Source organism: Xanthobacter cornucopiae, assembly GCF_043195065.2.
GTDB lineage: Bacteria > Pseudomonadota > Alphaproteobacteria > Rhizobiales > Xanthobacteraceae > Xanthobacter.
Map to the genome: position 1 here is coordinate 4,073,699 of NZ_CM195531.1, position 26,264 is coordinate 4,099,962.

Sequence of the window (26,264 nt, forward strand, 5' to 3'; positions counted from 1 at the left end):
TCACACCCTCTCGATGCTTTCGGCGCGGTTGCCGATGCCGCGCGGCCGCACGATCAACAGGGCCAGCAGCGACAGGATCGGCACCACCTGGCTGTAGCGGGCGTCGAACCAGGCCGTGGTCAGGTTCTCGGCCAGCGCCAGCAGCAGCGCGCCGATGACGGCGCCGGCCGGATTGGTGAGGCCGCCGATGATGGCGGCGACGATGCCGGACAGGCCCACCGACGCGCCCTCGATGGAAACCGAGGAGAAGGCCGCCGACATCATGCCGCCGATGGCGCTGAGCAGCGCCGCCAGCACCCAGATGCTGAGCAGCCGCCGGTTGACCGGGATGCCGCGCAGATGGGCGAGGCCGCGATTGGTGGACAAGGCCTGGCTCTCGATGCCGAAGTCGCTATGGCGCAGCAGCAGGAAGATCGCCGCCAGCAGCACCGCGCCGATGGCGATGACGGCAGGCGTCAGCAGCGGAACGCGGGTTCCGGCGAGGGTGGTGAAGCCGAGGCGGATGGGCAGGCGGGTGATCTCGCCGCCCCAGCCGGCGGCCAGCACGCCAAGCAGCACCACCCCCACCGCCACGGTGAGGATGGTGCCGATGAAATGGTTGCCGCCCGGATTGAGCCGCTCCACCAGGAGATAGAGACCGGCGCCGATGAGCGCGGCCACCGCCAGCGCCGCCACCACCCCGGCGGCGAAGCCCGCCGGCCCGGCGCCGGCGAGCGCCCAGCCGTCGCGCAGCACATAGGCGGCCACGGCGCCGATTTCGCCCACGCAGAACACCAGGACCCGGCTCGCCCGGTAGACGAAGACCACCGCCAGGGCGAGGGTCGCATAGACGACGCCGATGCCGAGCGTCGACAGCGCGAAGGAGATCGACAGCATCGGCCCGGCTCTCACTTCTTGGCGACGGCGGGGGAGCTGGTGGCCGGCACCCACTCACCGACCGGCGAGAAGCCCTTCTTCTCGTGGTCGAAGCGATAGAGGCGGTAGGCGGAGCTGCCGTAGTGGTCGGTGGGGGAGAACTTGACCGGCGCGCCGCTCAGGCCGCCGGTGTCCACCGACACCTGTTCCAGCGCCTTGGTGAAGGCGGCGCGGTCGCACGGCTCGCCGCACTTGGCGGCGGCGTCCGCCACCACCAGGCCAAGGGTCCAGCCGGCGGCGTGGTAGGTCAGCAGCTGCTTGAAGCCGGCCGCCTTGGCGGCGGCGCGCAGCGCCTCGGCCTGGGCGCCGGGGCCTTCGCCGTCGACGATGTAGCGGCTGTAGGTGAACAGCTTCAGGTCGGGCGCGTCGCGCACCGCGTCGCGCAGGGCGTCGATGCCGATGCCGGATTCCATGTTGAGATAGACACCGTCATAGCCCGCCGCGCCCAGCGCCGGCAGCAGCGAGACCACGTGCCCGCGCCCGAAGCAGTCGGTGACCACGTCGGGATTGAGGGCGATCACCTTGTCCACCACGCCGCGGAAGTCGCGCTGGGTGAGCGGCACGATGATGCTCTCGACCTTGGTGAAGCCGTTGGCCGCCGCCGACTTGGTGGCCGCCTCGCACGCCAGGATTGAGCCGGGGGATTCGAAGCCCAGGCAGACCAGGGTCTTGCCCTTGGGCGCGACCTCGCGGGCGAACTTGCCGGCGACCTCGCCGGTCACCGAGAAGATGAGGCCGGTGGCGAAGGCATTGGGCGAGGCCGGGGGCAGCGCCAGCGGAATGTTGGCGGGATAGGCCGCCACCACCGGCAGGCCGAGCTTTTCCGCCGAGGCATAGACGGCGGCGTGGGTGTTGGAGACGGCGAGGCCCAGGATGGCCAGCACGTTGGCCGCCGCCAGCTCCTGCACCGCGTTCACCGAGCGCTGGGTGTCGCTCTGGATGTCGCGCACCTGGATGTCGAACGGGCGCCCCTTCACGCCGCCGGCGGCGTTGAGCTGGTTCACGAACAGCTGGAAGCCGTCCAGCGTGGCCTTGAAGGTGCCCTGCATGGGGCCGGAGGCGTCGGTGAGGTAGCCGAACCGGAACGGTTCCGGCTCCGCCGCCGCCGGCGCGGTGGCGAGGCACGCAAGGGTCAGGCCGAGCGCCAGCCCCCCGAGAACGCGGCTTTTCTGTACGGACATTCCACGGCTGCCTTGAGTGAGCGGGCGATTGGGGAGCGCTGGCGCGGCACGGCCATCGGTCGGGGCGGGCCCCGCATGGCGCATCCGACGCGGCGCATTCGATATAATTTAATAGACAGATTTTATGGGATAAGAGTCAACTCTATTTTCGTATAAGAGTATGAAATTATCCCGGCGCGCCCCTCGCACACCGGCGACCGCGGCCCGCTACGGCGCGGCGCGCGCATGAGGTGCGGAAGGCGGCGCAGGGAAACGGCCCGGCGCGCGATGGCGTGCGGGGAGGTGGAAGCGCGGCCGAGGGGGCACGCGGGGCGGCCCTGGCCGGAGCGCCGGAAGCCGCGCTTCGACGCGCGATCCCCTGGCAAGGCTCGCGTGGCTCAAGGGGGCCCGGCCCCGCTCCCGGACCGGGCGCAGGGTCGACGATGTCAGATGTCCACGATCCAGGGCGGTGGCGAGAAGCCGGTGTCGTCCACCGCCGCCGGCTTCGCCGCCGTCGGCGCGGCGTGGCGCCGCCCGTTGTTGATGAGGGTCTGGATCGTCACCGATTTCAGCGTCGCGGCGGCGATGCGATCGATCTCGTCGAGCACCCGGTTGACCTCCTGGGCCAGCGGCGGCAGCTCGCCCCCGCCCGGCGGGTGCGGCTCCCCGTCCCCCTCCAGCAGGGTGATGAGGTCGTACATGGTGAGGCGCTTGGCGTTGCCGATGAAGGTGCAGCCGCCGCCCGGCCCGCGCACCGATTCCACGATGCCGGCCAGGGACAGGGTGCGCAGCACCTTCGCCAGATGGTGCTGGGACATGCCGTATTTCGCCGCCAGCTCACTGGCGGAGACCTGGGCGTTGGGCCGCGCCGCCAGCTCGACCACCGCCCAGATGGCGTACCAGGTGGAATAATGCAGCTTCATGGCGCGGTCAGGTCCGCGTCGAATCGGCGGGCGGTGGCGCCGAGGTGAGGGTTTCCAGCTCGATGAAGGGGCCGGCCATCATCCCCTGGCTGCGGAAGAAGGACATCAGCAGGTCGTCTTCCACATGCAGGATGGTGCGCATCTTGCGGATGCCCAGGCGGCGGAAGCGGGCGCGCAGGGCCTCGAACAGCTTGGCGCCGAGCCCCGCCTGCCGCACCTGCGGATCGACCCCGATGGCATAGAGCCAGCCGGACGGCGGCGCGCCGAACTCCCATTCGCGGACCTCGCCCAGGACATAGCCGACGATCCGCTCGGCATCGAGCGCCACCAGGAACGGCCGGGCGTTGGCGAGGTATTTCGCGGAGGAATACTTGCCGTACCACAGGTCCGGCTTGGCGATGCCGGTGATGCGGGCATCGATGTCGATGACGCGGGCCACGTCCGCCACCTCGGCGTCGCGGATCAGCACGTCGGTCCTGTCGGGAGTCATCGCGGGCCTCGGCGGGCTGAGGGTGATTGTCAGGGCGCTATTAATCGTATAATCGTACGATAAATCAATTTCGACGCGTGGGCGGGTTCGCCCGATGGCGCCGTGGGAGTTTTCGCCTTGCCCCGCATCCACGTCCCTTCGTCGCTCGGGCGCCGCGCCCGGCCGGCGCGCCCGGAGCGCCGTCCATGACGATCCCCGTGGGCGAGGGCGTGCTCGGGCGTCCGCTGCCGCGAATCGAGGATACCGCGCTCCTCACCGGTCGGGGAAGATACGCGGACGACCTGCCCGCGCCCCGGGGCACGCTCCACGCCCATGTGGTGCGCTCGCCCCACGCCCATGCCCGCATCCTCGGCATCGACACCGCCGCCGCCCGCGCCGTCGAGGGCGTGGCCGCGGTGCTGACCGGCGAGGACCTGCGCCAGGTCACCTCGCCGTTCATGGTGGTGCTGAAGGCGCCCATCGACCAGTGGCCGCTGGCAGTGGAGGTGGTGCGGTTCGTGGGCGAGCCGGTGGCCCTGGTGCTGGCCGAGAGCCGCTATCTGGCAGAGGACGCCGCCGAACGGGTGAGCGTGCGCTATGCGCCGCTGCCGGCGGCGGTGACCATCGCCGACGCCCTGCGCGACGACGCGCCGCTGGTGCACGCCGCCGCCGGCGCCAATGTGATCTCCACCCGAGACTTCCAGTACGGCGACCCGCAGGGCGCGTTCGCCCGCGCGCAGCGCCGGGTGCGCCTGCGCACCGAATATCCGCGCAGCTCCTTCACCCCCATGGAGTGCTTCGTGGTGGTGGCGCAGTATGCCCCGGCCGACGACAGCTACGACATCAGCGCCAATTTCCAGGGCCCGTACACCGTGCATCCGGTGATGGCCCGGGCCCTGAAGGTGCCGGGCAACCGGCTCCGGGTGCGCACGCCGCCGGACAGCGGCGGCAGCTTCGGCATCAAGCTCGCCATCTTCCCCTACATGGTGCTGATGGCGGCCGCCGCGCGGCTGGTCGGACGGCCGGTGAAATGGGTGGAGGACCGCAACGAGCACCTCGTCGCCGCCAATTCCGGCCCCAACCGGGTCACCGAGGCGGAGGCGGCGGTGGCCGCCGATGGCCGGGTGCTGGCGCTCCACTTCGACCAGATCGAGGACTACGGCGCCTTCCTGCGCGCGCCCATGCCCGGCCCGCTCTATCGCATGCACGGCGCCACCACCGGCGCCTACGACATCCAGAACCTGTCCATCCGCAACCGCGTGGTGCTCACCCATCGCGCCCCGGTGGGGCTGGTGCGCGGCTTCGGCGGGCCGCAGCTCTATTTCGCCCTGGAGCGGCTGATGCACCGGATCGCGGTGGAGCTCGGCCTCGACCCGCTGGACGTGATCCGGTGCAACCTCATTCCCGCCGGCGTCTTTCCCTACCGCGCGGCGGCCGGCGCCCTCTACGATTCCGGCGACTATCCGGCCGCGGTGGCGCAGACCCTGGCCGATGGCCGGCTCGAGGATCTCGAGCGGCGGCGGGAGGAGGCGCGCGCCGCCGGCAAGCTCTACGGCATCGGCTTCGCCGCCGTGGTCGAGCCCGGCATGTCCAACATGGGCTATCTCTCCAACATCCTCCCCGCCGCCGTGCGCGAGCGCAACGGGCCGAAGAACGGGGCGGTCTCAATGGCCACGGTCAGCATCGATCCCCTCGGCGCGGTGCTGGTGACCGCCGACGTGACGGTACAGGGCCAGGGCCACGCCACGGTGCTGTCGCAGATCGTCGCCGACGCCCTCGGCCTGTCCATGGACCGCATCAGGGTGGACCTGGAGCTGGACACCCAGAAGGATGCCTGGTCGATCGCCGCCGGCACCTATTCCTGCCGCTTCTCGCCGGGCACCGCGGTGGCGGCGCATCTGGCGGCGATGAAGCTGCGCCAGCGCCTCGCCCGCACCGCCGCCGGCCTGCTGAACGTGGACGCCTCGGAGATCGAGTTCGCCGACGGGCGGGTGCGCAGCCGCGCCAATCCGGCCAACGGCCTCGATTTCGCCCGCGTCGCCGGCACCGCCCACTGGGCCCCGGCGCTGCTGCCGGACGGGGTGCCGGCGGCGCTGCGCGAGACCGGCGTCTGGAATCCGGAGCAGCTCTCCGCCCCCAGCCCCGACGACCGCATCAACACCTCGCTCACCTACGGCTTCGTGTTCGACATGTGCGGCGTGGAGGTGGACCCCGACACCTATGAGGTGCGGGTGGACCGCTACGTGTCCATGCATGACGCCGGCCGCCTGCTCAATCCGCTGATCGCCGAGGGGCAGATCCGCGGCGCCTTCGTCCAGGGGCTGGCCACCGCCCTCTACGAGGAATTCGTCTACGACGCGGACGGCGCCTTCCTGACCGGCACCTTCGCCGACTACGTCGTGCCATCGGTGCACGAGGTGCCGGCGCTGGAACTGCTGCACATGGAATCCCCCTCGCCGTTCACGCCGCTCGGCGCCAAGGGCCTGGCCGAGGGCAATTGCATGAGCGTGCCGGCCTGCATCGCCAATGCCCTGGCCGATGCGCTGGGTCTTTCCGAAGTGCCCCTGCCGGCCACCCCGCGCCGGCTTCACGCCGCCCTGAACGCCGCCGCGCCGGACGATGCGCCGGTGGACGCGGTTGCGCAGGCCGCCCCCGCGCAGGCGTCCCCCGGCCGGCGCCTGTCCGGGTCCGGCGCGGTGGAGGTGGCGGCGGCGCCCGAGCGGGTCTGGGCGGCGCTGCTCGACCCCGACACCCTGCGCCGCGCCATCCCCGGCTGCGGTGCCCTCGGCGCCACCGGTCCGCACGCCTACACCGCCGAGGTGGTGCTCGGGGTCGGCCCGGTGCGCGGGCGCTTCCTGGCCGAGGTGGTGCTGAGCGAGCTCGACCCGCCCTGCTCCGGCCTGCTGTCCGGTGGCCTGTCCGGCCCGCTCGGCACCGCCGCCGGCGGCGGCCGGCTGACGCTGACGCCCACCGCGGCCGGCACCCGCATCGGCTATGACTTTTCAGTCGAGGTGGGCGGCAAGGTGGCCGCGGTGGGCGGGCGCATGCTGGAGGCGGCCGCCGGCATCGTCATCGGCCAGTTCTTCGAGCGCCTCGCCGCCGTGCTCGCTCCCGCGCCGGCGCCCCATTGGCTGGCGCGTCTCCTCCGCCGCGTCTTGCCTCACCGGACCCCGTCATGAAGCCGCGCCCGTTCGACTATGCCCGCCCGGAGACCGTGGCGGAGGCGCTGGACCTGCTGGCGGCCCGGGGGGAGGACGCCCGCGTCCTGGCTGGCGGCCAGTCGCTGATGGCGCTGCTCAACCTGCGCCTCGCCGAGCCGGGCCTGCTGGTGGACATCGCCCGCATCCCGGAGCTGAAGCGCATCGAGCGGCGCGGCGGGCGCGTGGAGATCGGCGCCGGCGTGACCCAGAGCGAGCTGCTGGCCTGGCCGCAGCTGCCGGCCGCCCTGCCGCTGCTGGCCCGCGCCCTGCCGTTCGTTGGCCATGTCCAGACCCGCAACCGGGGCACGGTGTGCGGCTCGGTGGCCCATGCCGATCCCTCATCGGAGATTCCACTGGCGCTGGCGGCGCTGGAGGGCGAGGTGGTGCTGCGCTCGGCCCGCGCCACCCGGGTACTGCCCGCCGCCGCCTTCCAGACCGGATTGCTCTCCACCGCCCGCGCGCCGGACGAGATGATCGTCGCGGTGCGCTTTCCCGAGATGCCGGGGACGGGCTTTGCCTTCCGCGAGGTGGCGCGGCGGCATGGGGATTTCGCCATCGTCGCGGTGGCGGCGGTGGCCGCCGCCGACGGCGCGGTGCGCCTTGCTGTCGGCGGCGTCGCCGACCGGCCGCTGGTGCGGCGCCTCGCCCCCGCCGAGGCCGCCGACCCGGACCGGCTGGCGCGCGCGGCGGACGCCCTGGCCCGCGCCGCCGGCGGCAGCGACGACGTGCACGCCAGCGCCCATTACCGGCGTGATCTGGTGCGCCGGCTGGCGCCCGCCCTGGTGAAGGAGGCCCGCGCATGCGCGGCGTGAGCAAGGACGAGCGGCCGGTCATCCGCTTCACCCTCAACGGGCAGGCGGTGAGCGCGGCGGTGGAGCCGCGCCTGCTGCTCACAGATCTGCTGCGGGACCATCTGGACGCCACCGGCACCCATGTGGGCTGCGAGCACGGCGTCTGCGGCTGCTGCACCGTGCTCATCGACGGGTTGGCGGCGCGCGCCTGCCTCACCCTTGCCGTGCAGGTGGAGGGGCGCGCGGTGCGCACGGTGGAGGGGCTGGCGCCGGACGGGCGTCGCCTCAATGCCCTGCAGCAGGCGTTCCACGCCCATCACGCGCTGCAATGCGGCTTCTGCACACCGGGCATCCTGATGTCCTTCACGGAGCTGCTGGCGCGCGATCCCGATCCCGACCGGGCCCGGGTGGAAGAGGTGCTGAGCGGCCATCTGTGCCGCTGCACCGGCTATCACGCCATCGTCGAGGCGGTGCTCGACGCCGCCAGGACCCTCAACGACGTTCAGCCAGATGCGCCACGGGAGGCCGCCCAATGACCGCCGCCGCGCCCTCTTCCTCCACTGCGTCCCCGCCCTCAACTCCCTCCTGGAGCCTGGAGGAGGTGGCCCCCGGCCTGCTGCGGCTGGACACGCCGCTGCCGTTTCGCGGCCTGAAGCAGGTCAACCTCTGGCTCATCCATGGCGCCGAGGGCTGGACCATGGTGGATTGCGGCTTCGGCTCGCCGGAGCATCGCCAGATGCTGGAGGAGGCGTGGCGCGCCGCCCTGGGCGGGCGGGCGCTGACGCGCCTCGTCGTCACCCATTTCCACCCGGACCACCTGGGCAACGCCGGCTTCATCGCCCGGCGCTGGGGCCTGACGCCGGAGATGACGCAGCTCGAATGGCTGGCCGCCCACGTCGCCTGGCATGACGGCTACAGCGACGACATCACCGCCTCCACCGGCTTCTTCCGCCGCCATGGCCTGGGCGAGGCCCATGTGGAAACCTACCGCCAAGGCTTCCTGCGCTATGGCGCCAGCGTGGACCTGCCGCCGGCCTACCGGCGCATCGCCGACGGCGACGTGCTGCGCCTCGGCGACGACGACTGGCAGGTGATCACCGGCGCCGGCCATTCGCCGGACCTCGCCACCCTCCACAATCTCCGGCGCGGCCTCTACATCTCCGGCGACCAGGTGCTGCCCGCCATTACCCCCAACGTGAGCGTCTATCCGGGCGAGCCCGACGCCGACCCGATCGCGGCCTATGTCGCCGCCCTGGCGCGCATCCGCAGCCGGGTCGACGACGCGGTGCTGGTGCTGCCGTCCCACAAGCGGCCGTTCCAGGGGCTGCATGGCCGCCTCGACGCCCTGGGGCGGCATCATGAGGAGCGGCTCGCCCACCTGCTGGGGGCCTTCCCGGCGGACGGGCACGCCATCAGCGCCGCCGAGGGAATGGCCCACCTGTTCCCGTTCGCCCTCGACGGGCACCAGGTGTCGTTCGCCATGGGCGAGACCCTGGCCCATCTCAACCACCTGCGCCGCCGTGGCGCGGTGGAGGAGATCTCCGCCGGCGATCGCCTGTTTTACCGCCTCACTTCCCCCGCACGGAACCCGAGCCCATGACCCCCCCGCCCGCCGGCAAGCCCGCCAAAACGCCCGCCAAAGCCCCCGCCAAAGCGCCCACCAAGGCCGCCGCAAAGGCCGCCGCCGAGCCCGCGCCGCCGGCGCCGGCGCCGGCAGGCAAAGATGCGCCCCGCGCTTACACCGAAAAGGTGACCATCAACGGCAAGAACGTGGTGATCGCCCACCACCAGCCGCCGGTGATCAATGCTGGGGTCCTGGAGAATGGCGACATCTTCCGCCTCATCAACGTGTTCGACGACACCTTCGCGCCCACCAACGCCACCCGCGCCGACGGCACGCCGCTGCGCCTGTTCACCTCCCCGCGCACCAAGGTGGACGTCTCCAAGCGGCGCAAGGAAGACATGTCGTTCTGGCATCGCAACATCGACGCCCACGAGATCATCTTCTGCGTGAAAGGGGCGCTGGCCTGGGAAACCGAGCTCGGCAACGTCACCATGAAGCCCGGGGACATGCTGTTCATCCCCAAGGGCATCGCCCATCGCTCGCTGCTGGCGCCCGAGTCCAGCGACGAGAACGTGCTCATCGAGCTCAAGATCGCCGACGACCTGGAATACGTCGGCGAAGACCACTGACCCCTCGCGCAGGACCTTCCACGATGCACGCCACCGTCAATGGCATCCGCCTCAGCTATGAGATCGAGGGCCCGCAGGACGCCCCCGTGGTCACCTTCGCCCACGCGCTGGGCAACGGGCTGCGGCTCTGGGACGACGTGGCCGACGCCCTCAAGGACCGCTACCGCGTGCTGCGCTACGACCAGCGCGGCCACGGCCTGAGCGAGGCCACGCCCGGCCCCTACAGCTTCCCGGAGCTGGAGGACGACGCCCTGGGTCTGCTCGACGCGCTTGGCATCGAGACCACCCATTGGGTGGGCCTGTCCATCGGCGGCATGATCGGCTACGGCCTCGCGATCCGCGCGCCGGAGCGCCTGCGCTCCCTGGTCGCCTGCGACGCCCGTCCCGACGCACCGCCCGACTATGCGGCCTATTTCCAGTCGCGCATCGACAAGGCCCGGACCCTGGGCATGGAGAGCCTGGCCCAGCTCTCGGTGGAGCGCTGGTTCACCCCAGAGACGGTGGCGGCCAACCCGCCGGTGCTGGACAAGATCCGCGCGCTTGTCGCCACCACCAGCCCGGTGGGCCACGAGGGCTGCTGCGAGGCGCTGAAGACGCTGGCCTACGGATCGCGCCTCCCTCTCATCACCGTGCCGACGCTGATCCTGGGTGGGGCGCAGGACAAGGGCGCGCCGCCGGACAAGCTGGCGGAAGCCGCCGCCGCGATCCCCGGCGCCGTCCATGTGACCCTGCCCGATGCCGGTCACATCACCCCCATCGAGGCGCCGGAGGCGTTCCTGGCCGCCCTGACGGACCATCTCGCCCGCCACTGACCACCGGTCGAGGAGCGAACCCGTGTCACCCGCCGCCGAGCAGACCACGTCCGTCCCCCTGTCGGACGGGGCCGAAATCCTGTTGCGCCGCACTGGCCATGCCGGCGGCGCCCGCCTGTTCCTGTCCCATGGCAATGGCTTCGCCATCGACGGCTATCGCGACTTCTGGGAGCCGCTCGCCGCGCGGTTCGAGCTGCTGCTGTTCGACATGCGCAACCACGGGCGCAATCCGCCCGCCGGCGGCGACGGTCACCACTACCGGCAGCTGGCGCGCGACCTCGAAGCGGTGGCGGTGGCGGCGCGAGGCGCGTTCGGGGACAAGCCGGGGATCGGGGTGTTCCACTCCATGTCGGCCCGCGCCGCGCTGAAGCAGGCGGTGGAGGGGCCGCGCCTGTGGGCGGGGCTGGCGCTCTACGATCCGCCCAGCGTGCCGCCTCCCGCCCACCCCCTGTACGAGGCCATGCGGGCGTTCGAGATCAAGCTGGTGTCGTTCGCCCTCGACCGGCCCGCCCGCTTCACGGACCCGGACCAGCTCGCCGCCCAGTTCGCCACCGGCCGCGCCCAGAGCCGGTGGACGCCGCGCAGCCGGGTGGAGATGGCGCGGGCGATCCTGCGGCCCGACGGCGCCGACTGGACCCTGCGCTGCCCGCGCGAGCTGGAGGCCGCCATCTACCTGCAGGCGCTGAACCTCGACCTGTGGCCGGCGGCGGCGGACGCGCCGCTGCCAGTGAAGATCATCGGCGCCGATCCGGAGCTGGAGGGAACCGGCCCCACCGGCCGCGCCAACGCCGCGCTCTCGGCCGAGGGCGGCTTCGCCTACGAAGCCGTGGCCGGCACCGGGCACCTGCTGCAGATCGAGCGGCCGGAGGCCTGCCGTGCGGCGCTGGTGCGCTGGCTGGAAAGCCTGGGCCTGGCCTGACGGCCCGTCCCGGGCAGGGGAGGGGCAAGGGAGGGGCAAGGGAGGGGGCCGGCACGAGACGGAGCAACGGGCGGGACAGGGCGGGCGATGGCGTGCAGGGGGCCAAGCGATTGCGGCTAATATTTGCAATTATGCAAGAAATGGGAGGCCCCGGAAACACAATAGCGTCATGCGCGCACGCCGGCCGTGCGTTTCGCGGTGGCGCGCGGTAGCCTGCCGGTCCTTTCCTCTGGCATGGCGGCATCGTGAAGAAGATCGGCTTTCTGTCCTTCGGGCACTGGACTCCCTCACCCCATTCTCAGACGCGCTCGGCGGCTGACGCGCTGCTGCAATCCATCGAGCTGGCGGTGGCCGCGGAGGAACTGGGCGCCGACGGGGCCTATTTCCGCGTCCACCATTTCGCCCGCCAGCTGGCGGCGCCGTTCCCGCTGCTGGCGGCCGTGGGGGCCAGGACGCGCCGCATCGAGATCGGCACCGCCGTCATCGACATGCGCTATGAGAACCCGCTCTACATGGTGGAGGACGCGGGCGCCGCCGACCTCATCGCCGGCGGGCGGCTCCAGCTCGGCATCAGCCGCGGCTCGCCCGAGCAGGTGATCGATGGCTGGCGCCATTTCGGTTACCAGCCCGCCGAGGGCCAGAGCGACGCCGACATGGGCCGCCGCCATGCCGAGGTATTCCTGGAGGTGCTGCGCGGCCAGGGCTTCGCCCAGCCGAACCCGCGCCCCATGTTTCCCAACCCGCCCGGCCTGCTGCGGCCGGAGCCCCATTCCGAGGGCCTGCGCGCGCGCATCTGGTGGGGCGCCGGCTCCGATGCCACCGCCGAATGGGCGGCCCGGATGGGCATGAACCTGCAGAGCTCGACCCTGAAAAACGACGAGAGCGGGGAGCCGTTCGACGTGCAGCAGGCCCGGCAGATCCGCGCCTATCGCGCCGCCTGGGCCGCCGCCGGCCACGACCGGGCCCCCCGGGTCTCGGTGAGCCGGTCCATCTTCGCCCTGGTGGACGATCGCGACCGCGCCTATTTCGGCAATGGCGGCCAGGAGCAGGACCAGATCGGATTCATCGATCCGCAGACCCGCGCCATCTTCGGCCGCAGCTATGCCGCCGAGCCGGACGCGCTGGTGCGGCAGCTGGCCCAGGACGAGGCCCTCGCCGAGGCCGACACCCTGCTGCTGACCGTGCCAAACCAGCTCGGTGTCGACTACAACGCCCATGTCATCGAGGCGATCCTGACCCACGTCGCCCCGGCCCTCGGCTGGCGCTGAACGCGCGCGGGCAGCCCCGCCCGGCCCGTCAGAGGATGAAACGCACGAAGGGCCGGTGATCCCGTCACCGGCCCTTCGTGCGTTCCGCGTTCGCGAGGCGGGTCAGCCGCCGTTGGGCTGCTCGGCCGGGGCCGGCTGCTGCTGGGGCGGCGGCTGGAGCAGCTCCCCCCAGGCCGAGAAGGCGTCGTTGAACGCCTGCTCGCCGGCCGGTCCCTTCTCGAACACGAACACCGCCTTTTTGTTGTTGGTGTACACCACCGGCACGTCAAACCACGGGTAGAGCTGGAGCAGGGCCAGATTGCGCTGGCGGTCCGCGGCGGTGGGCGACAGGCCGAGCAGGAACAGCGTGGGGCTGACCTTCACGGCAAGACCCGCCAGCGGGACGCCCTGGGCCTGCTGGCTCTGCTTGGCGCGCACGCCCGGCACGTTGGCGACGCCACCGAAGGCGAAGTCGGCCGGCAGCTTGAAGGAAATCTCGATGGTGTGGGAGGCCGGCAGGGTCTGGTCGGTGTTGCGGCGCAACACGAAGCCCATGGCGATCTGCCGCTCGGGAATCACGATCTCGCCGCGCAGGCCGATGTCCGGCGGCAGGCCGGGGCCGGCATTGAAGGTCTCCGTCTTCCAGGTGACGGTGCCCTCGAAGGTCTGGGGCGGGCTGGTGCCGCCCGGGCTCTCCTCCAGCAGCACCGCCCGTTGCGCGCCGGCGACCCGGTTCGGGGCGGGCGCGCGGCGCGCGGCGTCGCCGGAGCTGGACGCCACGCGGTCCTCGCTCTTGGGCTGCTCGGCGGGCGGAGCGGGCGTCGCGGCGGGCGCGGTGGCGGCGGTCTGCTGGCTGGGCGTGAACAGGCCGAGGCCGACCACGGCGAACACGATGCCGCCGAGCACGACCGCCGCCAGCACCGCCCACAGGGCGAACCGCGTCCAGGAAGCCTTGCGCGGCTCCGGCGCGCGCACGCTCGGGCGAACCGGGGCCGCCGGCTCGCGGCTGCGCACTTCGCCGCGGCGCAGGACGCCGCGGCGGGGCGCGGCTTCCGAATCGTCCGAAGCGGCCGCAGGCGCCTCCGCACCTTCGGAGGACGCCGACGGCTCCTCCGCCCCGGCGGGAGATGACGGAGCGACAGAGGGAGAGGCAGCGGGCGGCGGAGACGGCGGGGCCGATGCCACCGGCGCAACCGGTTCAGGCTTCGCCGGGCCGTCGGCGACGGCCGGGGCCGTCGCCGGTGCGTCGGTGGCGGCAGGCTTTGCCGCCGGCTTGCTGGCCGGCTCGGGCTCGGGGGATGGCTTCACATTGTCCTGGGGCGCGTGCTCCGCCTCGAGCCGGCGGATCGCCTCCTCGAGGGTCAGGCGCTCCCGCGTGATCTCGCCTTCGGGCAGGGGCGGGTCCACCCCGCGCAGCTGCCGCAGCAAGGCGGTGCGGGCACGGTCGAACACCGCCTTCCGCGCCTCCGCAGTGTTCTGCGGAAGGGCGGAGACTGCGCGGGCGAGGAGCGGATAATAGTCAGCCATCAGCGCCTAAGCTTCGCCTTCGGGTTGGAGGTCTCCGATCAATCCTGGAACGGATTATGGACCAGAATGGTGTCGTCCCGCTCCGGGCTCGTGGACAACACCGCCACCGGGCAGCCGATCAATTCCTCGACCCGCCGCACGTACTTGACCGCTTCCGCCGGCAGGTCCGCCCAGGACCGGGCGCCGGCGGTGGAATCCTGCCACCCGTCCATGATCTCGTAGATGGGCTCGGCCCGCGCCTGCGCCCCGCTTTCGGCGGGGAGATGGTCGATGACTTCGCCATCCACCTTATATCCGACACAGACTTTAAGTTCGGTAAAGCCGTCGAGCACATCGAGCTTGGTCAGCGCGATGCCGTGGATGCCGCAGGTGCGCACGGTCTGGCGCACCAGCACGGCGTCGAACCAGCCGCAGCGGCGGGCGCGGCCGGTGACCACGCCGAACTCGTGGCCCTTGCTGCCCAGGGCCTTGCCCACCTCGTCGGTGAGCTCGCTGGGGAACGGCCCCTCGCCGACGCGGGTGGTGTAGGCCTTGGTGATGCCGAGCACATAGCCGAGCGCGCCGGGGCCGATGCCGGTGCCGCTGGAGGCGGAGCCGGCCACCGTGTTGGACGAGGTGACGAACGGATAGGTGCCGTGGTCGATGTCCAGCAGCGCGCCCTGGGCGCCTTCGAACAGGATGCGCTTGCCGTCGCGGCGCGCCTGATCCAGCAGCTCCCACACCCGGTCCATGAACGGCAGCACCTTGGGGGCGAGGGCCAGCAGCTCGCCGACCAGCGCCGCCCCGTCCACCGGATCGAGGCCGAGGCCACGCCGCAAAGCGTTATGGTGGGTGAGCAGGCGCTCGACCTTGGCCGGCAGGGCCGCGGCGTCCACCAGGTCGACGAGGCGGATGGCGCGGCGGCCGACCTTGTCCTCGTAGGCGGGGCCGATGCCGCGCTTGGTGGTGCCGATGCGGGTGCCGGGATTGCTGTTCTCGCGCAGGGCGTCGAGCTCGCGATGCAGCGGCAGGATGAGGGGCGTGGTCTCGGCGATGCGCAGCCGATCCGGGCCGACCTCGACCCCCTGGGCCGCGAGCCGCGCCAGCTCGTCCACCAGCGCCTGCGGGTCCAGCACCACGCCGTTGCCGATCACCGAGAGCTTGCCCGGCCGCACCACGCCCGACGGCAGGAGCGAGAGCTTGTAGGTGACGCCGTTGACCACCAGGGTATGGCCGGCATTGTGCCCGCCCTGGAATCGCACCACCACGTCCGCCCGCTCGGAGAGCCAGTCGACGATCTTACCCTTGCCTTCGTCGCCCCACTGAGAGCCGACCACGACCACGTTGGCCACGCTGAATTGCCTCCTCGCGCGGCGCGGGTCAGATCGGCCCGCGCGAACAAAGCAAAGCCCCGGCTTTGGTCCGGGGCGTTGCCAATGTCTCTTACGGGATCAGGGCTTTGGAGGCAAGGCATCCTCCTGTCGGTGGTAAAATGATGCAATCGAAGCGCCGGGGCGGTGCCTGGCTGGCGAGACGGGCCGGTTCGTGCTCTATCTCCGGCGATGAAACCGCCTGTGAAACCGCCCGCGAAATCGCCCAACAGGGCGCCTGCGCGCTCCGCCCATCCGCCCCGCGCCGCCGCTCCGGCGGGGTTCGCCGCCCGGCGCCTCGCGGTGGACGGTCTGGACCGCATCCTCAACCACAACACCACGCTGGAGGACGCGTTCGAAAGCGCGCCGGCGGGGCTCGATCCGCGCGACCGGGCGCTGGCCTATCGCATCGTCGCCACCGCCCTGCGGCGGATCGGCACGCTGCGCGCGGTGCTGGGGCGGCTGCTGGAACGCGGCCTGCCCAAATCGGCGCCACGGCTGGAGCCGGTGCTGCTGGCGGGAGCGACGCAACTGCTGTTCATGGACGTGCCCGACCATGCGGCGGTCGGTCTCAGCGTCGATCTCGCCCGTGCCGATGGCACCACCGCGGGCTTCGCCGGCCTCGTCAACGCGGTGCTGCGGCGCATCGCCCGCGACAAGGCGACGGTGCTGGAGGGGATCGACCCCTTCCTGGCCGACACGCCGGCCTGGCTGCGCGAGCGCTGGAGCGCCGCATACGGCCTGGAGGCCGCCCGCGCCATCGCCGCCATGCATGCGGTGGAACCTCCGCTCGACATCTCGGTGAAGGCCGATCCGGCGGGCTGGGCCGGACGGCTGTCCGGCGAGCTGCTGCCCACCGGCACCGTGCGGGTGCTGCAGGCCGGCCCGGTGCGGCTGCTGCCGGGCTTCGCCGAGGGCGACTGGTGGGTGCAGGACGCCGCCGCCGCCTTGCCCGCCCGGCTGCTGGGCGACGTGGCCGGCCTCAAGGTGGCGGACCTGTGCGCCGCGCCCGGCGGCAAGACCGCCCAGCTCGCCGCCGCCGGGGCGGTGGTGACGGCGGTGGACCGCTCCGCCGTCCGCCTCGCCCGGCTCAGGGAAAACCTCGCCCGTCTCAAGCTGTCGGCCACCGTGGTGGAGACCGACACCGCCCAGTTCGCCGGCGGACCGTTCGACGCGGTGCTGCTCGACGCGCCGTGCTCGGCCACCGGCACCCTGCGCCGGCACCCGGACATCGCCCTGGCCAAGCGGCCGTCCGACATCGCCACCCTCGCCGCCTTGCAGGCGCGCCTGCTCGACCACGCGGTGAGCCTCGTCAAGGTGGGCGGGCTGGTGGTCTATTCCACCTGCTCGCTGGAGCCGGAGGAGGGGGAGGCGCAGGTGGAGCGGCTCATCGCCGCGCGCCCGGACGTGGCGCGGGTGCCGCTGGCCCCGGACGAGATCGAAGGCCTCGCGCCGTTCATAACTCCTCAAGGGGATGTGCGCACTCTTCCCAGTCAATGGATGCGCGGGGAAACGGAACGCTCGGGGCTCGACGGCTTCTTCGCGGCTCGTCTCAGGCGCATCGGGTGACGCTGAAAGCTCATTTGTGAGAAGGGATTAACGGGTATCGTGGCGGGCGCTCGGAGAGCTTCCGCCACCCGCTCCCGCCGCCCGAATCGGCGTATGCGTCACCGGCCTGTCGATTCGCCGCCTGATGTGCCGAGGGGGGAGACACTGTCATGTGGCATGGGACAGCCGGGCGTTTCCAGTCCGCGCCCCCCTCCGCCTCGCGCGCGGCGCCCCGGGGGACCCACGTGAGTCGAGACAGCCTCGCCGACCGCCTGCGCCTCGCCATTCTCGTCGCCGGCCAATGGGTCGGCGCGCGTCTCGCCCGCGCCGACGGCGGTGTGCTCGGCCTCACCTATGCGCCGGTGCCGGTGCCTGAGCGGCTGCTGATCGCCCCCCAGGACCTGCGCGCCGGCGATCCCGCCCTCGCCGCGGACATCTATGCCGGCCGCTTCGCCTTCGCCGGCCGGACGGTGCAGCTGGACGGGCGCACCCCGTTCGAGCTGGCGCCGCCCTGCCTGGACTGGGCCGAGCACCTGCACGGCTTCGGCTGGCTGCGCCACCTGAAGGCCGCCAACACCACCATCGCCCGCGCCAACGCCCGCGCCCTGGTGGGCGACTGGATCCGCAACCCCGGCACCGCCCGCGCCATCGCCGCCGAGCCCGAGGTGACGGCCCGGCGGGTGATTTCCTGGCTCACCCAGGCCACCTTCCTGCTGCAGGATGCCGAGCTCGACTTCTACCGCCGCTTCATGCGCTCGCTCGCCCGCCAGGTGCGCCACCTGCGGCGCGGCGCCACAAAGGCGCCGGATGGTTATCCGCGCCTGCTGGTCATCACCGCTCTCACCTTCGCCGGCCTGTGCATGTCCGATCAGGGGCGGCTGCTGAAGGCGGCCCAGCGCCGCCTGGGCGAGGAGCTGGACCGGCAGATCCTGCCCGACGGCGGGCCGATCACCCGCAATCCGGGCATGCTCATCGACCTGCTGCTGGACCTGCTGCCGCTGCGTCAGGCCTTCACCGCGCGCAACCAGCAGGCGCCCGCCGCGCTGATGAACGCGGTGGACCGGATGATGCCCATGCTGCGCTTCTTCCGCCACGGCGACGGCGCCTTCGCGCATTTCCATGGCATGAGCTTCACCGCCGCCGACCAGCTCGCCACCATCCTCGCCTTCGACGATGCCCGCGGCGCGCCGGTGGCGAACGCGCCGTATTCCGGCTATCAGCGGCTCGACGCCAAGGGCGCCGTGGTGATCGCCGATACCGGCCCTCCGCCGCCGTTCCCGGTGAGCTGGGAGGCGCATGCGAGCGCCCTCGCCTTCGAGTTTTCCACCGGGCGCAACCGCATCGTGGTCAATTGCGGGGTGCCGGCGGCCAATCGCGAGCAGTGGCGGCAGGTGGCGCGCGCCACCGCCGCCCATTCCACCACGGTGATCGCCGATACCTCCTCCTGCCGCTTCCTGAAGGGCCCGCGCCTCACCGGCCTCATGGGCATGCCGGTCGTCGCCGGGCCGACCCAGGTGGAGGTGCAGCGCGGCACCCGCAACGAGGCCATTCTGGTGCGGGCCAGCCATGACGGCTACAAGCCGGAGTTCGGCCTCGTCCACCAGCGCTCCTGGCGCTTGGCCCTCGACGGCAACCGGCTCGATGGCGAGGACGTGTTCCGCCCCGACGTCGAGGGGGCGGAACTGGGGTCCAACGCCTTCGCCATCCGCTTCCACCTCCATCCCCAGGTCCTGGTGGAGCGCTTCGACGATCCCCATACCGCCCTGCTCACCCTGCCCAATGGCGAGGCGTGGGCGTTCGCCGCGCCCCACGTGCCGCTGGCGGTGGAGGAAAGCATCTATCTCGCCGCCTCGGGCGGGCCGCGCCGCACCTCCCAGCTGGTGCTGCTGGGCGACGTGCGCGACACCGCGCGCGTCATCTGGACCTTCATGCGCACCCGCGAGGCCCAGGGCGGCCCGTTCACCGGCACCTATATCGGCAGCCGCGGCGCCGCGCGCCCGCGCTGAAGGCGACGGGGGAGAGGCGAGGGGCGGGGGCGGCACCCCTGAGCCCGCCGCAGGGGTGGGCGGCGCGCTGCACCCTTTCGGGCCACGGCTATTAGTGATAGGCGAAATTCACTTTTCCGGTGACAGGAGCCGCCCATCATGACCGCCGACATCCGTCCCGTGACCCGTGCCCTGATCTCGGTCTCGGACAAGACGGGTCTCGTGCCGTTCGCCGCCGCCCTCGCCCAGCATGGCGTGGAGCTGGTGTCCACCGGCGGCACCTCGAAGGCCATCGCCGACGCCGGCCTGAAGGTGAAGGACGTGTCCGACCTCACCGGCTTTCCCGAGATGATGGATGGCCGGGTGAAGACCCTGCATCCGAAGATCCACGGCGGCATCCTCGCCATTCGCGACGACGCCGGCCATCAGGCGTCGCTGGCCGCGCACGCCATTGCCCCCATCGACCTGGTGGTGGTGAACCTCTATCCGTTCGAGGCCACCGTCGCGCGCAAGGCGGACTTCGACGAGACCATCGAGAATATCGACATCGGCGGTCCCTCCATGATCCGCGGCGCCGCCAAGAACCATAATGACGTGGCGGTGGTGGTGGACGCCGCCGACTACGAGGCGGTGCTGAAGGAGATCGCCGAGCACGGCGGCACCACGCTCGCCACCCGCCGACGCCTCGCCCAGAAGGCCTATGCCCGCACCGCCGCCTATGACGCCGCCATCTCCAACTGGTTCGCCCGCGAGCTGAAGGAAGAGGCTCCGGCCTACCGCGCGGTCGGCGGCAAGCTCATCGAAGCCCTGCGCTACGGCGAGAACCCGCACCAGTCGGCCGCCTTCTATACCTCCGACGAAATCCGCCCCGGTGTCGCCACCGCCCGCCAGGTGCAGGGCAAGCAGCTCTCCTACAACAACATCAACGACACCGACGCCGCCTTCGAGGCGGTGGCCGAGTTCCACCCCGCCCGCACCGCCGCCGTGGTGATCGTGAAGCACGCCAACCCCTGCGGCGTGGCCGAGGGCGCGTCGCTGGAAGAGGCCTACGTCAAGGCGCTGGCCTGCGATCCGGTCTCAGCCTTCGGCGGCATCATCGCCGTCAATCGCACCCTGGACGCCGCCGCCGCCCGCGCCATGGTCGAGATCTTCACCGAGGTGATCGTCGCTCCCGACGCCACCGAGGAGGCGATTGCCGTGGTGGGCGCGAAAAAGAACCTGCGCCTGCTGCTCACCGGCGGCCTGCCGGACGTGCGCGCCCATGGCCTCACCGTCAAGACGGTGGCCGGCGGCCTGCTGGTGCAGGGCCGCGACAATGTGAGCGCCGACGACCTGGACCTGAAGGTGGTGACCAGGCGCGCGCCCACCGAGGCGGAGCTGAACGACCTGCGGTTCGCCTTCCGCGTGGCCAAGCATGTGAAGTCCAACACCATCATCTATGCCAAGGACCGCGCCACCGTGGGCATCGGCGCCGGCCAGATGAGCCGGGTGGATTCGGCCCGCATCGCCGCCCGCAAGGCGGAGGATGCGGCGGCGGCGGCCGGTCTCGCGGTGCCGCTGACGAAGGGCTCGGTGGTGGCCTCCGACGCCTTCTTCCCGTTCGCCGACGGCCTGCTGGCGGCGGTGGAGGCCGGCGCCACGGCGGTGATCCAGCCCGGCGGCTCCATGCGCGACGCGGAGGTGATCGCCGCCGCCGACGCGGCGGGCCTCGCCATGGTGTTCACCGGGGTGCGCCACTTCCGGCACTGAGGCTTGATCCCGCGGGCTCCGGCCCGCGGGCCTGCCCCCGCCGCGGGGCCCCGCCGCAGACGTGCGGGGCAGTCTTGCGCCCGCAGCCGCGGCACACACGCGGGCCGCAGCAGGCCATCGGAGCGGGTGTCGCCGGAAACGCCCTAGGACCGCGTCAGGGCGTTGACGAGGGTGCGGTCCACGTAATGGGGGGCCTCGAACACGAACGTGACGAGGCCGCGATAGGCGTCGATCTGCGGGCGGATCTCGGCGAGGGTGGCCGGGCGCAGCTTGTCGCCGCCAGCGGGCCGGAAGGCCTCCAGGATCATGCGGAAGCGCGCTGGCCCGAGCTTGGCCACCAGCGCGTCGGCGTAGAGGCGGGCCGATTGCGCCGTGCGCATGTGAAGGCCCACGCCATCCTGGAAGAACAGGCCCACGTCCTTCGGCAACCAGCTGTCGATCCAGTCGGCGAAGGGGCCGGCGCCGATGTTGGTGTTGTCATAGGCGCTCACCCACAGCGGCCGGGGCAAGGCGGACAGAAGCGGTCCCATCTTGGGCGCGTCCATCCAGGTGGGGTCCGCCTCCACCGGGAAATAATAGCCCGCGGCGGCGAAGGGCAGGGGCTTTTCCGCGATCCGGGCCGACAGGTCGATGAGCGCCGCCACGTTGCGCCGCGCCTCCGGCTCGTTGCCGAGGCTGGCGAGGCCGACGATGATGGAACGGGCCCACGGCTCCGCGGCGATGCGCGCCCAGTTGGGCGGATCGGCGATGGTCTGGATGCCGAGGTCGGGCACGAAGGCGACGCCGTTCAGCACGATCCATTGCAGCAGCAGCGACTGGGCGCCGAGCCGGTCCCACTCCCCGTGGGGATCGAGGGAGCCGGCGTGGACCTGCCAGACGATGCCGTCCACCAGCTCTTTCCGGGCCGGGCCCTGCGCCCTGGACCACCGGTCGAGGGTCTGGACGCCGAGGGTGCCGGCGACACCGGCGGCGGCGCCGGCGCCAACGCCGATGAGCAGGGCGGTACGTCGATTGATCATGGCCCTCGCGCGACCCTCCGTCGGAGCATTCCCGCACCATCTTACACCATGGCGCCGGCGCGGTCTTGAGCTTGGCGGGCCGCCTGCGGGCGGGGCCGGATGCGAAACCGGCGGCCAGGGGAGTGGCCGCCGGTTTCAGCTCGCGTCAGGCGCGCGGCCGGTCAGGCCGGCATGAACATCAGCCGGCGCTGCTGCTCCTTCATGGTCTCGGCGAGCGCGTCGGGCGTCACGATCCCGCAGCGCACGAGATATTCGCCGATGCGGCCGTCCACGTCCGGGCGATAGTGCTCCATGGCGGCATCGAACGCCTCGCGCTGCATGAAGCCCTTTTCCAGCAGGAGGTCGCCCAGCAGCGGCGGCGACTGCGCCCCCTCGAAGGCCCGGCCGGTGCCGCGCACGAGGCGCAGGCCGTCGTTGATCTCGCTCTCGCGGGCGATGCGCTGCACCGGCAGGTCGCCGATGGACCCGCGCACCTCTTCGAGGGCCTTCTCGCTGAGCGGCGAGGACACCGCCACCACCAGCCGTCCGGTGGCGTCGCGGCCGACCGGGATCACGCGGCGGCGGACCATCAGTTCCACCGGCAGCAGGTCATGGAATTCCTTGACCATGTGCTCGGTGATGTGGGTGCGCGGCATGTTGGACTGGTAGGCGATGGCTTCCGCCAGCGTCTCGTCGTCCAGCCAGCCCTTGGAGACCAGGATGCGGCCCAGCGGCTGCTGTTGCCCGCCCTGCAGCGCCAGGGCTTCCTCCAGGTGCTCCGGCAGCACCGCCTGCCACATGACCAGCAGCTCGCCGAGCCGCTGGCGCCGGTGGGCGAAGGCGTCGTTCTCGGGGAAATCGTGCATCGTCTTGTCCCAGACGATGCGCCGACCGAGGAAGATGTGTCCCAGGAACAGCTTCCAGGCCCTGAGCGTGGCCGCGAAGTTCACGAAATTGCCCATCACCACGCGGGGGACGGACATCAGCCCCTGTTCCCAGCCGTAGATGGCCGAGACGAAGTAGAAGCGCTGGACCAGACGCAGCGCGAACGCCACTGCGTTGGCCGCCAGCACCATCAGCAGCCAGCCTTCGGTGGCGAAGATGGAGGGGTAGCGTTCGGGGATGAAGCCGATCTCGTTGCCGAAATAGATCAGCAGGAACATCACCGCCAGCACGTAGGCGATCACCGTGACAACGGAGGTGAACACGCCCTTGCGGTCGCGCATCAGGAAGTATTTCGAGGCGAGGCTGCCCTGCCAGCCCATGTGCTGCCAGCCCTGGAACGCGATGCCCAGCGCCCAGCGTGCCTTCTGCCGGTAGGAGGTGCGGAAGGTGTCGGGGAAGAACTCACGCACGCACAACGGCATGGAGAGCTGGATCTCCTTGTCCGGGCCGAAGCCGAAGAAGGTCTCGCGCTTCACCCGGTACTCCACCGGGAACCGGGCGATGATGGCCTGCATGTGCGCCTCTTTGAGGCGCGCGCTGATGTCGTAGTCCTCGGTCAGGCTCTGGGTGTTGAACACCTCGCCCTGGTCGTGGGTCTTCAGATGCAGCACCGCGCGCCGGGAGAAGCAGGTGCCGACGCCGGCCGAGGGCACCTCGCCGGCCACGCTCTCGCGGACGATCAGGTCCTTGGCGTGCCACTCGGCGAACTCGTCCATGTAGATGCCGGCCACCATCTCCGACCAGTGGCGCTCCAGCGACACCACCGGCACCTGGATCAGGTCCTTGCGCGGCAACAGGTAATTGAAGAAGCGCAGCTCCAGGGGATGCAGCACGTCCTCGCTGTCGTGCAGGATGAGGCCGGCGAACTCGGTGCCGGTCATCTGCTCGTGCTGGAAGATGGCGCGAACCACCGCGTTGAGGCAGTCCGCCTTGTTGGTGGGGCCGGGATTGCGCGTCTCCACCCGCACCAGCTGCTTGTAGCGCCGGCGCATGCGCTCCACCTCGGCGATGGTGTCGGGGTCGTTGGGATAGGTCCCGACGAACACCATGTAGCGGCGGTAATCGAGCGTGCTCACCATGTTCTCGATCATGGCGGCGATCACGTCCGATTCCTGCCAGGCCGGGATCATGATGGCGAGCGGCTGCTCGTCCTTCTGGTACAGGGCCTGGACCGACAGCGGGCGGATGAACGGCTCGATGACGAACCGCCGGTACACCCGCCGCGTCCAGTACCACGCGTCGACGAACAGGTCGTCGAGCGAGGACAGGAGGATCAGCACCGCCACCACCGCCGACGCATATTCGACGATGCGAATGAAGTCGGCGAGGAAGTAGGGCCAGTAGAGTGACATCGTGGTCGTCCCCCGATGACTCAGTTGCCCCGGCGACGCACGTAGGATGCGCGCATCAGCAGCAGGAAGAACAGGGCCGCGGCGCCCACGCCGAGCGGCAGGCCCCATTCGGCGGAGTTCTGCCACAGTCGCTGCAGGGTGGCGACCGCGCCCTCGGTCTCCGGCACGCGGATGGTGCCGGCCTCGGCGCCCGAGGCGGAGAGCTCGATCAGGGTGCCGTCCACGCCGACGATGGCCACGTCGCCGCGCGACAGCCGCACCGGCTTCTGGGGCGTCATGGGCGTCGGGCCGATGGACTGCCACAGGATGCCGCGGCTGCCGTCGGCGCGCACCGCCTGCACCAGCGCCACGTTCTTGAGGCCGGTGACGTCGAGGATGCGGGCGGCGTCGTTGTTGCCGACGATGACGCGGTCACCCTCCACCCGCGCCTTCAGGTCGGCGCCCTGGGCGGGCACGTCGAGGGCCAGGAAGGAGCCGGTGACGCGGAACGGCACGCCGGGGGGGGTCACGTCGAGGGTGCTGGACGAGCCGGACGGGACGCCCGCCGCCGCCGCCGCGCGCACCACCCGCACCACGCTGGAGCGGGCGGTGGACAGGTAGGTGTCGGGCACCACCACGCGACCGCCGCCGGACATGGCGGAGATCACGCCCAGGAAGTCGGCGCCGGAGACCGAGCCGCCGAGCTCCAGGTTGGACGAGGGCAGCACCTGCACCGGAAACGCCTGCGGCGTCTCGCGGCACCGGTCGCTGACCGGCTGGCGCTGGAAGCTCACCCGCAGCACGTTGCGCGCGCCCAGGGCATAGACCGGGATCGCCGCCGAGAGGTGCTCGGGGTGGCCGTTGGCGTCGAGGCGCTTGGCCGCCAGCAGCACGTCGTTGAGGAACACGGACACCACCGGGTCGGTGGTGGCGGCGCCGGGGGCGGCGGCCACGTCCAGGTTCAGGCGGCTGGGCAGCGAGGCGCCGGCGGTGGCCGAGGCCAGGTCGAAATTGACGGTCCAGTCGCCGCGCGCCAGCACGTCCAGGTTGCCGGCGGCATTGCCGAAGGTGGAGAGCGGGATGGAATCGCGCGGGGCCGGCTGGGCGTCCACCGAGCGGATGGTCACGTTGCCGGCGGCGATGGTGCCGCGCCAGAAGCTGTCGAACAGCTGCGCCGCCTTGGCGCCGGCGCCGGCGCCGACCGCGATCACCGGGCGGCCGGCGAGGGTCTGGAGGCTCAGCTCGTCGGTGGCCACCACCGCGTTGCCGAGGCTGGCCGCCTTGGAGCGCCACTCGTTGAACAGCCCCATGGTGGGGGAGCCGAGCCGGGCCGACAGGGCCTCAAGGGCGCTGCGCACCTGGCTGAGAAGGTTGGGGTCGGCGACCACGATATCGGCGCCCACCGGCGAGGACGGCAGCAGCAGCAGCGCGCCCACCTCGGCAAGGTCGCGGATGCGGTAGGTGTTGGCCCCCACGAAATTGGAGAACGGCGCCACCACCCGCAGGGCGGCCGGAACATCGAGGCCCGACACGTCCACTTCGTCGCCGATGCTGGGCAGGGTCTTGACGACGATGCGCTTGCCGGCGGTCTCGACCGCCAGGCCGAGGCGCCAGGCGGTGTCGAAGCTCTCCTTGGCGAGCGCGCCGCCCGCCACCAGCATCGAGCCCGAGCCGGGCATGGCGCTCCAGGCGGTGGACAGGTCGCGCACGTGGCTGGCGTCGTAGGAATAGATGAAGCGGCTCGACGGCATCAGCTTCAGCACGTTGCCGATGGCCCGCTCGTCGGCGCACAGGTCCTCGCTGACCACCGAGGCCCAGGCGACGCCGAAGCGCATGAAGCCGGTGGGCCGGGGCGTGCCGGGCACGTCCACGGTGGTGTTGACCGTGCCCTTCTCACCGTCCAGGCTGCGCGAGAAGATGGGATTGCCGTCCACCGCCACCACCATGGTGGTGCGGCCGCCGTCGCCGCGCAGGTAATCCGCATTGACGACGAAGCGGGGATTGGAGAGCGGCACGCCCGCCGGCACCGGGATGTAGACGTCGCGGCGCGCGTCCATGCCCTGGAACACCACCGGCGCGTCCACGCCGAGATCGGTGAGGGTGATCTCGCGGGTAATCAGCCGATCCTGAATCCGCTCCTGCAGGGCGGAGGCTATGGGATCGGCGGATTGTGCAAAGACCGGGGAGCCGAGCAGGGTCAATG

The 26,264-nt window shown here is 71.5% G+C and carries 20 protein-coding genes; 11 read left to right on the top strand and 9 right to left on the bottom strand.

Annotated features, from left to right (window positions below; genetic code table 11):
* The 4 genes from V5F53_RS17900 to V5F53_RS17915 all read right to left on the bottom strand — a co-directional run bounded on the left by V5F53_RS17900 (nt 1) and on the right by V5F53_RS17915 (nt 3,488).
* Nucleotides 1-876 carry a branched-chain amino acid ABC transporter permease gene (locus V5F53_RS17900; RefSeq protein WP_393996042.1) on the bottom strand — a complete coding sequence of 292 codons (876 nt, stop codon included), beginning with the start codon at nt 874-876 and terminating at the stop codon, nt 1-3.
* 11 nt (nt 877-887) lie between these two features.
* Nucleotides 888-2,096: an ABC transporter substrate-binding protein gene (locus tag V5F53_RS17905; protein ID WP_393996041.1), complete on the bottom strand. Its 1,209-nt coding sequence runs from the start codon at nt 2,094-2,096 to the stop codon at nt 888-890.
* A gap of 425 nt (nt 2,097-2,521) precedes the next feature.
* Nucleotides 2,522-2,998, bottom strand: a complete 477-nt coding sequence (locus V5F53_RS17910; protein WP_393996040.1) for an Rrf2 family transcriptional regulator — start codon at nt 2,996-2,998, stop codon at nt 2,522-2,524.
* Between the two features lie 7 nt (nt 2,999-3,005).
* Nucleotides 3,006-3,488 carry a GNAT family N-acetyltransferase gene (locus V5F53_RS17915; RefSeq protein WP_393996039.1) on the bottom strand — a complete coding sequence of 161 codons (483 nt, stop codon included), beginning with the start codon at nt 3,486-3,488 and terminating at the stop codon, nt 3,006-3,008.
* 185 nt (nt 3,489-3,673) lie between these two features.
* Between V5F53_RS17915 and V5F53_RS17920 the strand changes: the two genes are divergently transcribed.
* The 8 genes from V5F53_RS17920 to V5F53_RS17955 all read left to right on the top strand — a co-directional run bounded on the left by V5F53_RS17920 (nt 3,674) and on the right by V5F53_RS17955 (nt 12,650).
* Nucleotides 3,674-6,646 (top strand): xanthine dehydrogenase family protein molybdopterin-binding subunit, encoded by a 2,973-nt coding sequence (locus V5F53_RS17920; protein ID WP_393996038.1) that lies wholly within the window; start codon nt 3,674-3,676, stop codon nt 6,644-6,646.
* Nucleotides 6,643-7,479 carry an FAD binding domain-containing protein gene (locus V5F53_RS17925; RefSeq protein ID WP_393996037.1) on the top strand — a complete coding sequence of 279 codons (837 nt, stop codon included), beginning with the start codon at nt 6,643-6,645 and terminating at the stop codon, nt 7,477-7,479. The genes V5F53_RS17920 and V5F53_RS17925 overlap by 4 nt, the downstream gene beginning before the upstream one ends.
* Complete coding sequence (locus V5F53_RS17930) at nt 7,467-7,994, top strand: (2Fe-2S)-binding protein (RefSeq protein WP_393996036.1); 528 nt, start codon at nt 7,467-7,469, stop codon at nt 7,992-7,994. The genes V5F53_RS17925 and V5F53_RS17930 overlap by 13 nt, the downstream gene beginning before the upstream one ends.
* Nucleotides 7,991-9,058, top strand: coding sequence for an MBL fold metallo-hydrolase (locus V5F53_RS17935; protein WP_393996035.1), 1,068 nt, complete (start codon nt 7,991-7,993; stop codon nt 9,056-9,058). The genes V5F53_RS17930 and V5F53_RS17935 overlap by 4 nt, the downstream gene beginning before the upstream one ends.
* Nucleotides 9,055-9,651 carry a cupin domain-containing protein gene (locus V5F53_RS17940; protein ID WP_393996034.1) on the top strand — a complete coding sequence of 199 codons (597 nt, stop codon included), beginning with the start codon at nt 9,055-9,057 and terminating at the stop codon, nt 9,649-9,651. The genes V5F53_RS17935 and V5F53_RS17940 overlap by 4 nt, the downstream gene beginning before the upstream one ends.
* A 23-nt stretch (nt 9,652-9,674) precedes the next feature.
* Nucleotides 9,675-10,463, top strand: a complete 789-nt coding sequence (locus V5F53_RS17945) for an alpha/beta fold hydrolase (protein WP_393996033.1) — start codon at nt 9,675-9,677, stop codon at nt 10,461-10,463.
* A gap of 22 nt (nt 10,464-10,485) precedes the next feature.
* On the top strand, nt 10,486-11,382 hold the full coding sequence (locus V5F53_RS17950) for an alpha/beta fold hydrolase (protein WP_393996032.1): 897 nt from the start codon (nt 10,486-10,488) through the stop codon (nt 11,380-11,382).
* A 245-nt stretch (nt 11,383-11,627) separates the two neighbouring features.
* Nucleotides 11,628-12,650: an LLM class flavin-dependent oxidoreductase gene (locus V5F53_RS17955; RefSeq protein ID WP_393996031.1), complete on the top strand. Its 1,023-nt coding sequence runs from the start codon at nt 11,628-11,630 to the stop codon at nt 12,648-12,650.
* Nucleotides 12,651-12,752: 102 nt separating this feature from the next.
* On the opposite strand, the gene V5F53_RS17960 is transcribed toward V5F53_RS17955, so the two are convergent.
* Together V5F53_RS17960 and V5F53_RS17965 are read right to left on the bottom strand one after the other, a co-directional pair.
* The gene (locus V5F53_RS17960; protein WP_393996030.1) at nt 12,753-14,156 is read right to left on the bottom strand and encodes a hypothetical protein; all 1,404 of its coding nucleotides are present in this window, start codon (nt 14,154-14,156) and stop codon (nt 12,753-12,755) included.
* A 38-nt stretch (nt 14,157-14,194) separates the two neighbouring features.
* Nucleotides 14,195-15,487 carry an adenylosuccinate synthase gene (locus V5F53_RS17965; RefSeq protein WP_393996029.1) on the bottom strand — a complete coding sequence of 431 codons (1,293 nt, stop codon included), beginning with the start codon at nt 15,485-15,487 and terminating at the stop codon, nt 14,195-14,197.
* 210 nt (nt 15,488-15,697) lie between these two features.
* Here V5F53_RS17965 and V5F53_RS17970 point away from each other — a divergent pair, with 210 nt between their 5' ends.
* The 3 genes from V5F53_RS17970 (at nt 15,698) to purH (ending at nt 20,787) form a co-directional block, all read left to right on the top strand.
* On the top strand, nt 15,698-17,074 hold the full coding sequence (locus V5F53_RS17970; RefSeq protein WP_393996028.1) for an RsmB/NOP family class I SAM-dependent RNA methyltransferase: 1,377 nt from the start codon (nt 15,698-15,700) through the stop codon (nt 17,072-17,074).
* Nucleotides 17,075-17,298: 224 nt separating this feature from the next.
* Nucleotides 17,299-19,059, top strand: coding sequence for a heparinase II/III family protein (locus tag V5F53_RS17975; RefSeq protein WP_393996027.1), 1,761 nt, complete (start codon nt 17,299-17,301; stop codon nt 19,057-19,059).
* A gap of 138 nt (nt 19,060-19,197) precedes the next feature.
* Nucleotides 19,198-20,787, top strand: a complete 1,590-nt coding sequence (gene purH / locus V5F53_RS17980; protein WP_393996026.1) for a bifunctional phosphoribosylaminoimidazolecarboxamide formyltransferase/IMP cyclohydrolase — start codon at nt 19,198-19,200, stop codon at nt 20,785-20,787.
* Nucleotides 20,788-20,930: 143 nt separating this feature from the next.
* On the opposite strand, the gene V5F53_RS17985 is transcribed toward purH, so the two are convergent.
* The 3 genes from V5F53_RS17985 to V5F53_RS17995 form a co-directional block, all read right to left on the bottom strand.
* Nucleotides 20,931-21,806 (bottom strand): alpha-amylase family protein, encoded by an 876-nt coding sequence (locus V5F53_RS17985; protein ID WP_393996025.1) that lies wholly within the window; start codon nt 21,804-21,806, stop codon nt 20,931-20,933.
* Between the two features lie 161 nt (nt 21,807-21,967).
* Complete coding sequence (locus V5F53_RS17990) at nt 21,968-24,082, bottom strand: glycosyl transferase family protein (RefSeq protein WP_393996024.1); 2,115 nt, start codon at nt 24,080-24,082, stop codon at nt 21,968-21,970.
* 20 nt (nt 24,083-24,102) lie between these two features.
* On the bottom strand, nt 24,103-26,262 hold the full coding sequence (locus tag V5F53_RS17995; RefSeq protein WP_393996023.1) for a hypothetical protein: 2,160 nt from the start codon (nt 26,260-26,262) through the stop codon (nt 24,103-24,105).
* Nucleotides 26,263-26,264 lie beyond the last annotated feature (2 nt).

Excerpts from the sequence above, each read along its gene's own strand:
- V5F53_RS17920 (WP_393996038.1), top strand. The coding sequence starts at position 3,674 with ATGACGATCCCCGTGGGCGAGGGCGTGCTCGGGCGTCCGCTGCCGCGA.
- V5F53_RS17925 (WP_393996037.1), top strand. The coding sequence starts at position 6,643 with ATGAAGCCGCGCCCGTTCGACTATGCCCGCCCGGAGACCGTGGCGGAG.
- purH (WP_393996026.1), top strand. The coding sequence starts at position 19,198 with ATGACCGCCGACATCCGTCCCGTGACCCGTGCCCTGATCTCGGTCTCG.
- V5F53_RS17935 (WP_393996035.1), top strand. The coding sequence starts at position 7,991 with ATGACCGCCGCCGCGCCCTCTTCCTCCACTGCGTCCCCGCCCTCAACT.
- V5F53_RS17970 (WP_393996028.1), top strand. The coding sequence starts at position 15,698 with ATGAAACCGCCTGTGAAACCGCCCGCGAAATCGCCCAACAGGGCGCCT.
- V5F53_RS17940 (WP_393996034.1), top strand. The coding sequence starts at position 9,055 with ATGACCCCCCCGCCCGCCGGCAAGCCCGCCAAAACGCCCGCCAAAGCC.
- V5F53_RS17905 (WP_393996041.1), bottom strand. The coding sequence starts at position 2,096 with ATGTCCGTACAGAAAAGCCGCGTTCTCGGGGGGCTGGCGCTCGGCCTG.
- V5F53_RS17910 (WP_393996040.1), bottom strand. The coding sequence starts at position 2,998 with ATGAAGCTGCATTATTCCACCTGGTACGCCATCTGGGCGGTGGTCGAG.
- V5F53_RS17990 (WP_393996024.1), bottom strand. The coding sequence starts at position 24,082 with ATGTCACTCTACTGGCCCTACTTCCTCGCCGACTTCATTCGCATCGTC.
- V5F53_RS17930 (WP_393996036.1), top strand. The coding sequence starts at position 7,467 with ATGCGCGGCGTGAGCAAGGACGAGCGGCCGGTCATCCGCTTCACCCTC.
- V5F53_RS17985 (WP_393996025.1), bottom strand. The coding sequence starts at position 21,806 with ATGATCAATCGACGTACCGCCCTGCTCATCGGCGTTGGCGCCGGCGCC.
- V5F53_RS17915 (WP_393996039.1), bottom strand. The coding sequence starts at position 3,488 with ATGACTCCCGACAGGACCGACGTGCTGATCCGCGACGCCGAGGTGGCG.
- V5F53_RS17960 (WP_393996030.1), bottom strand. The coding sequence starts at position 14,156 with ATGGCTGACTATTATCCGCTCCTCGCCCGCGCAGTCTCCGCCCTTCCG.
- V5F53_RS17945 (WP_393996033.1), top strand. The coding sequence starts at position 9,675 with ATGCACGCCACCGTCAATGGCATCCGCCTCAGCTATGAGATCGAGGGC.
- V5F53_RS17900 (WP_393996042.1), bottom strand. The coding sequence starts at position 876 with ATGCTGTCGATCTCCTTCGCGCTGTCGACGCTCGGCATCGGCGTCGTC.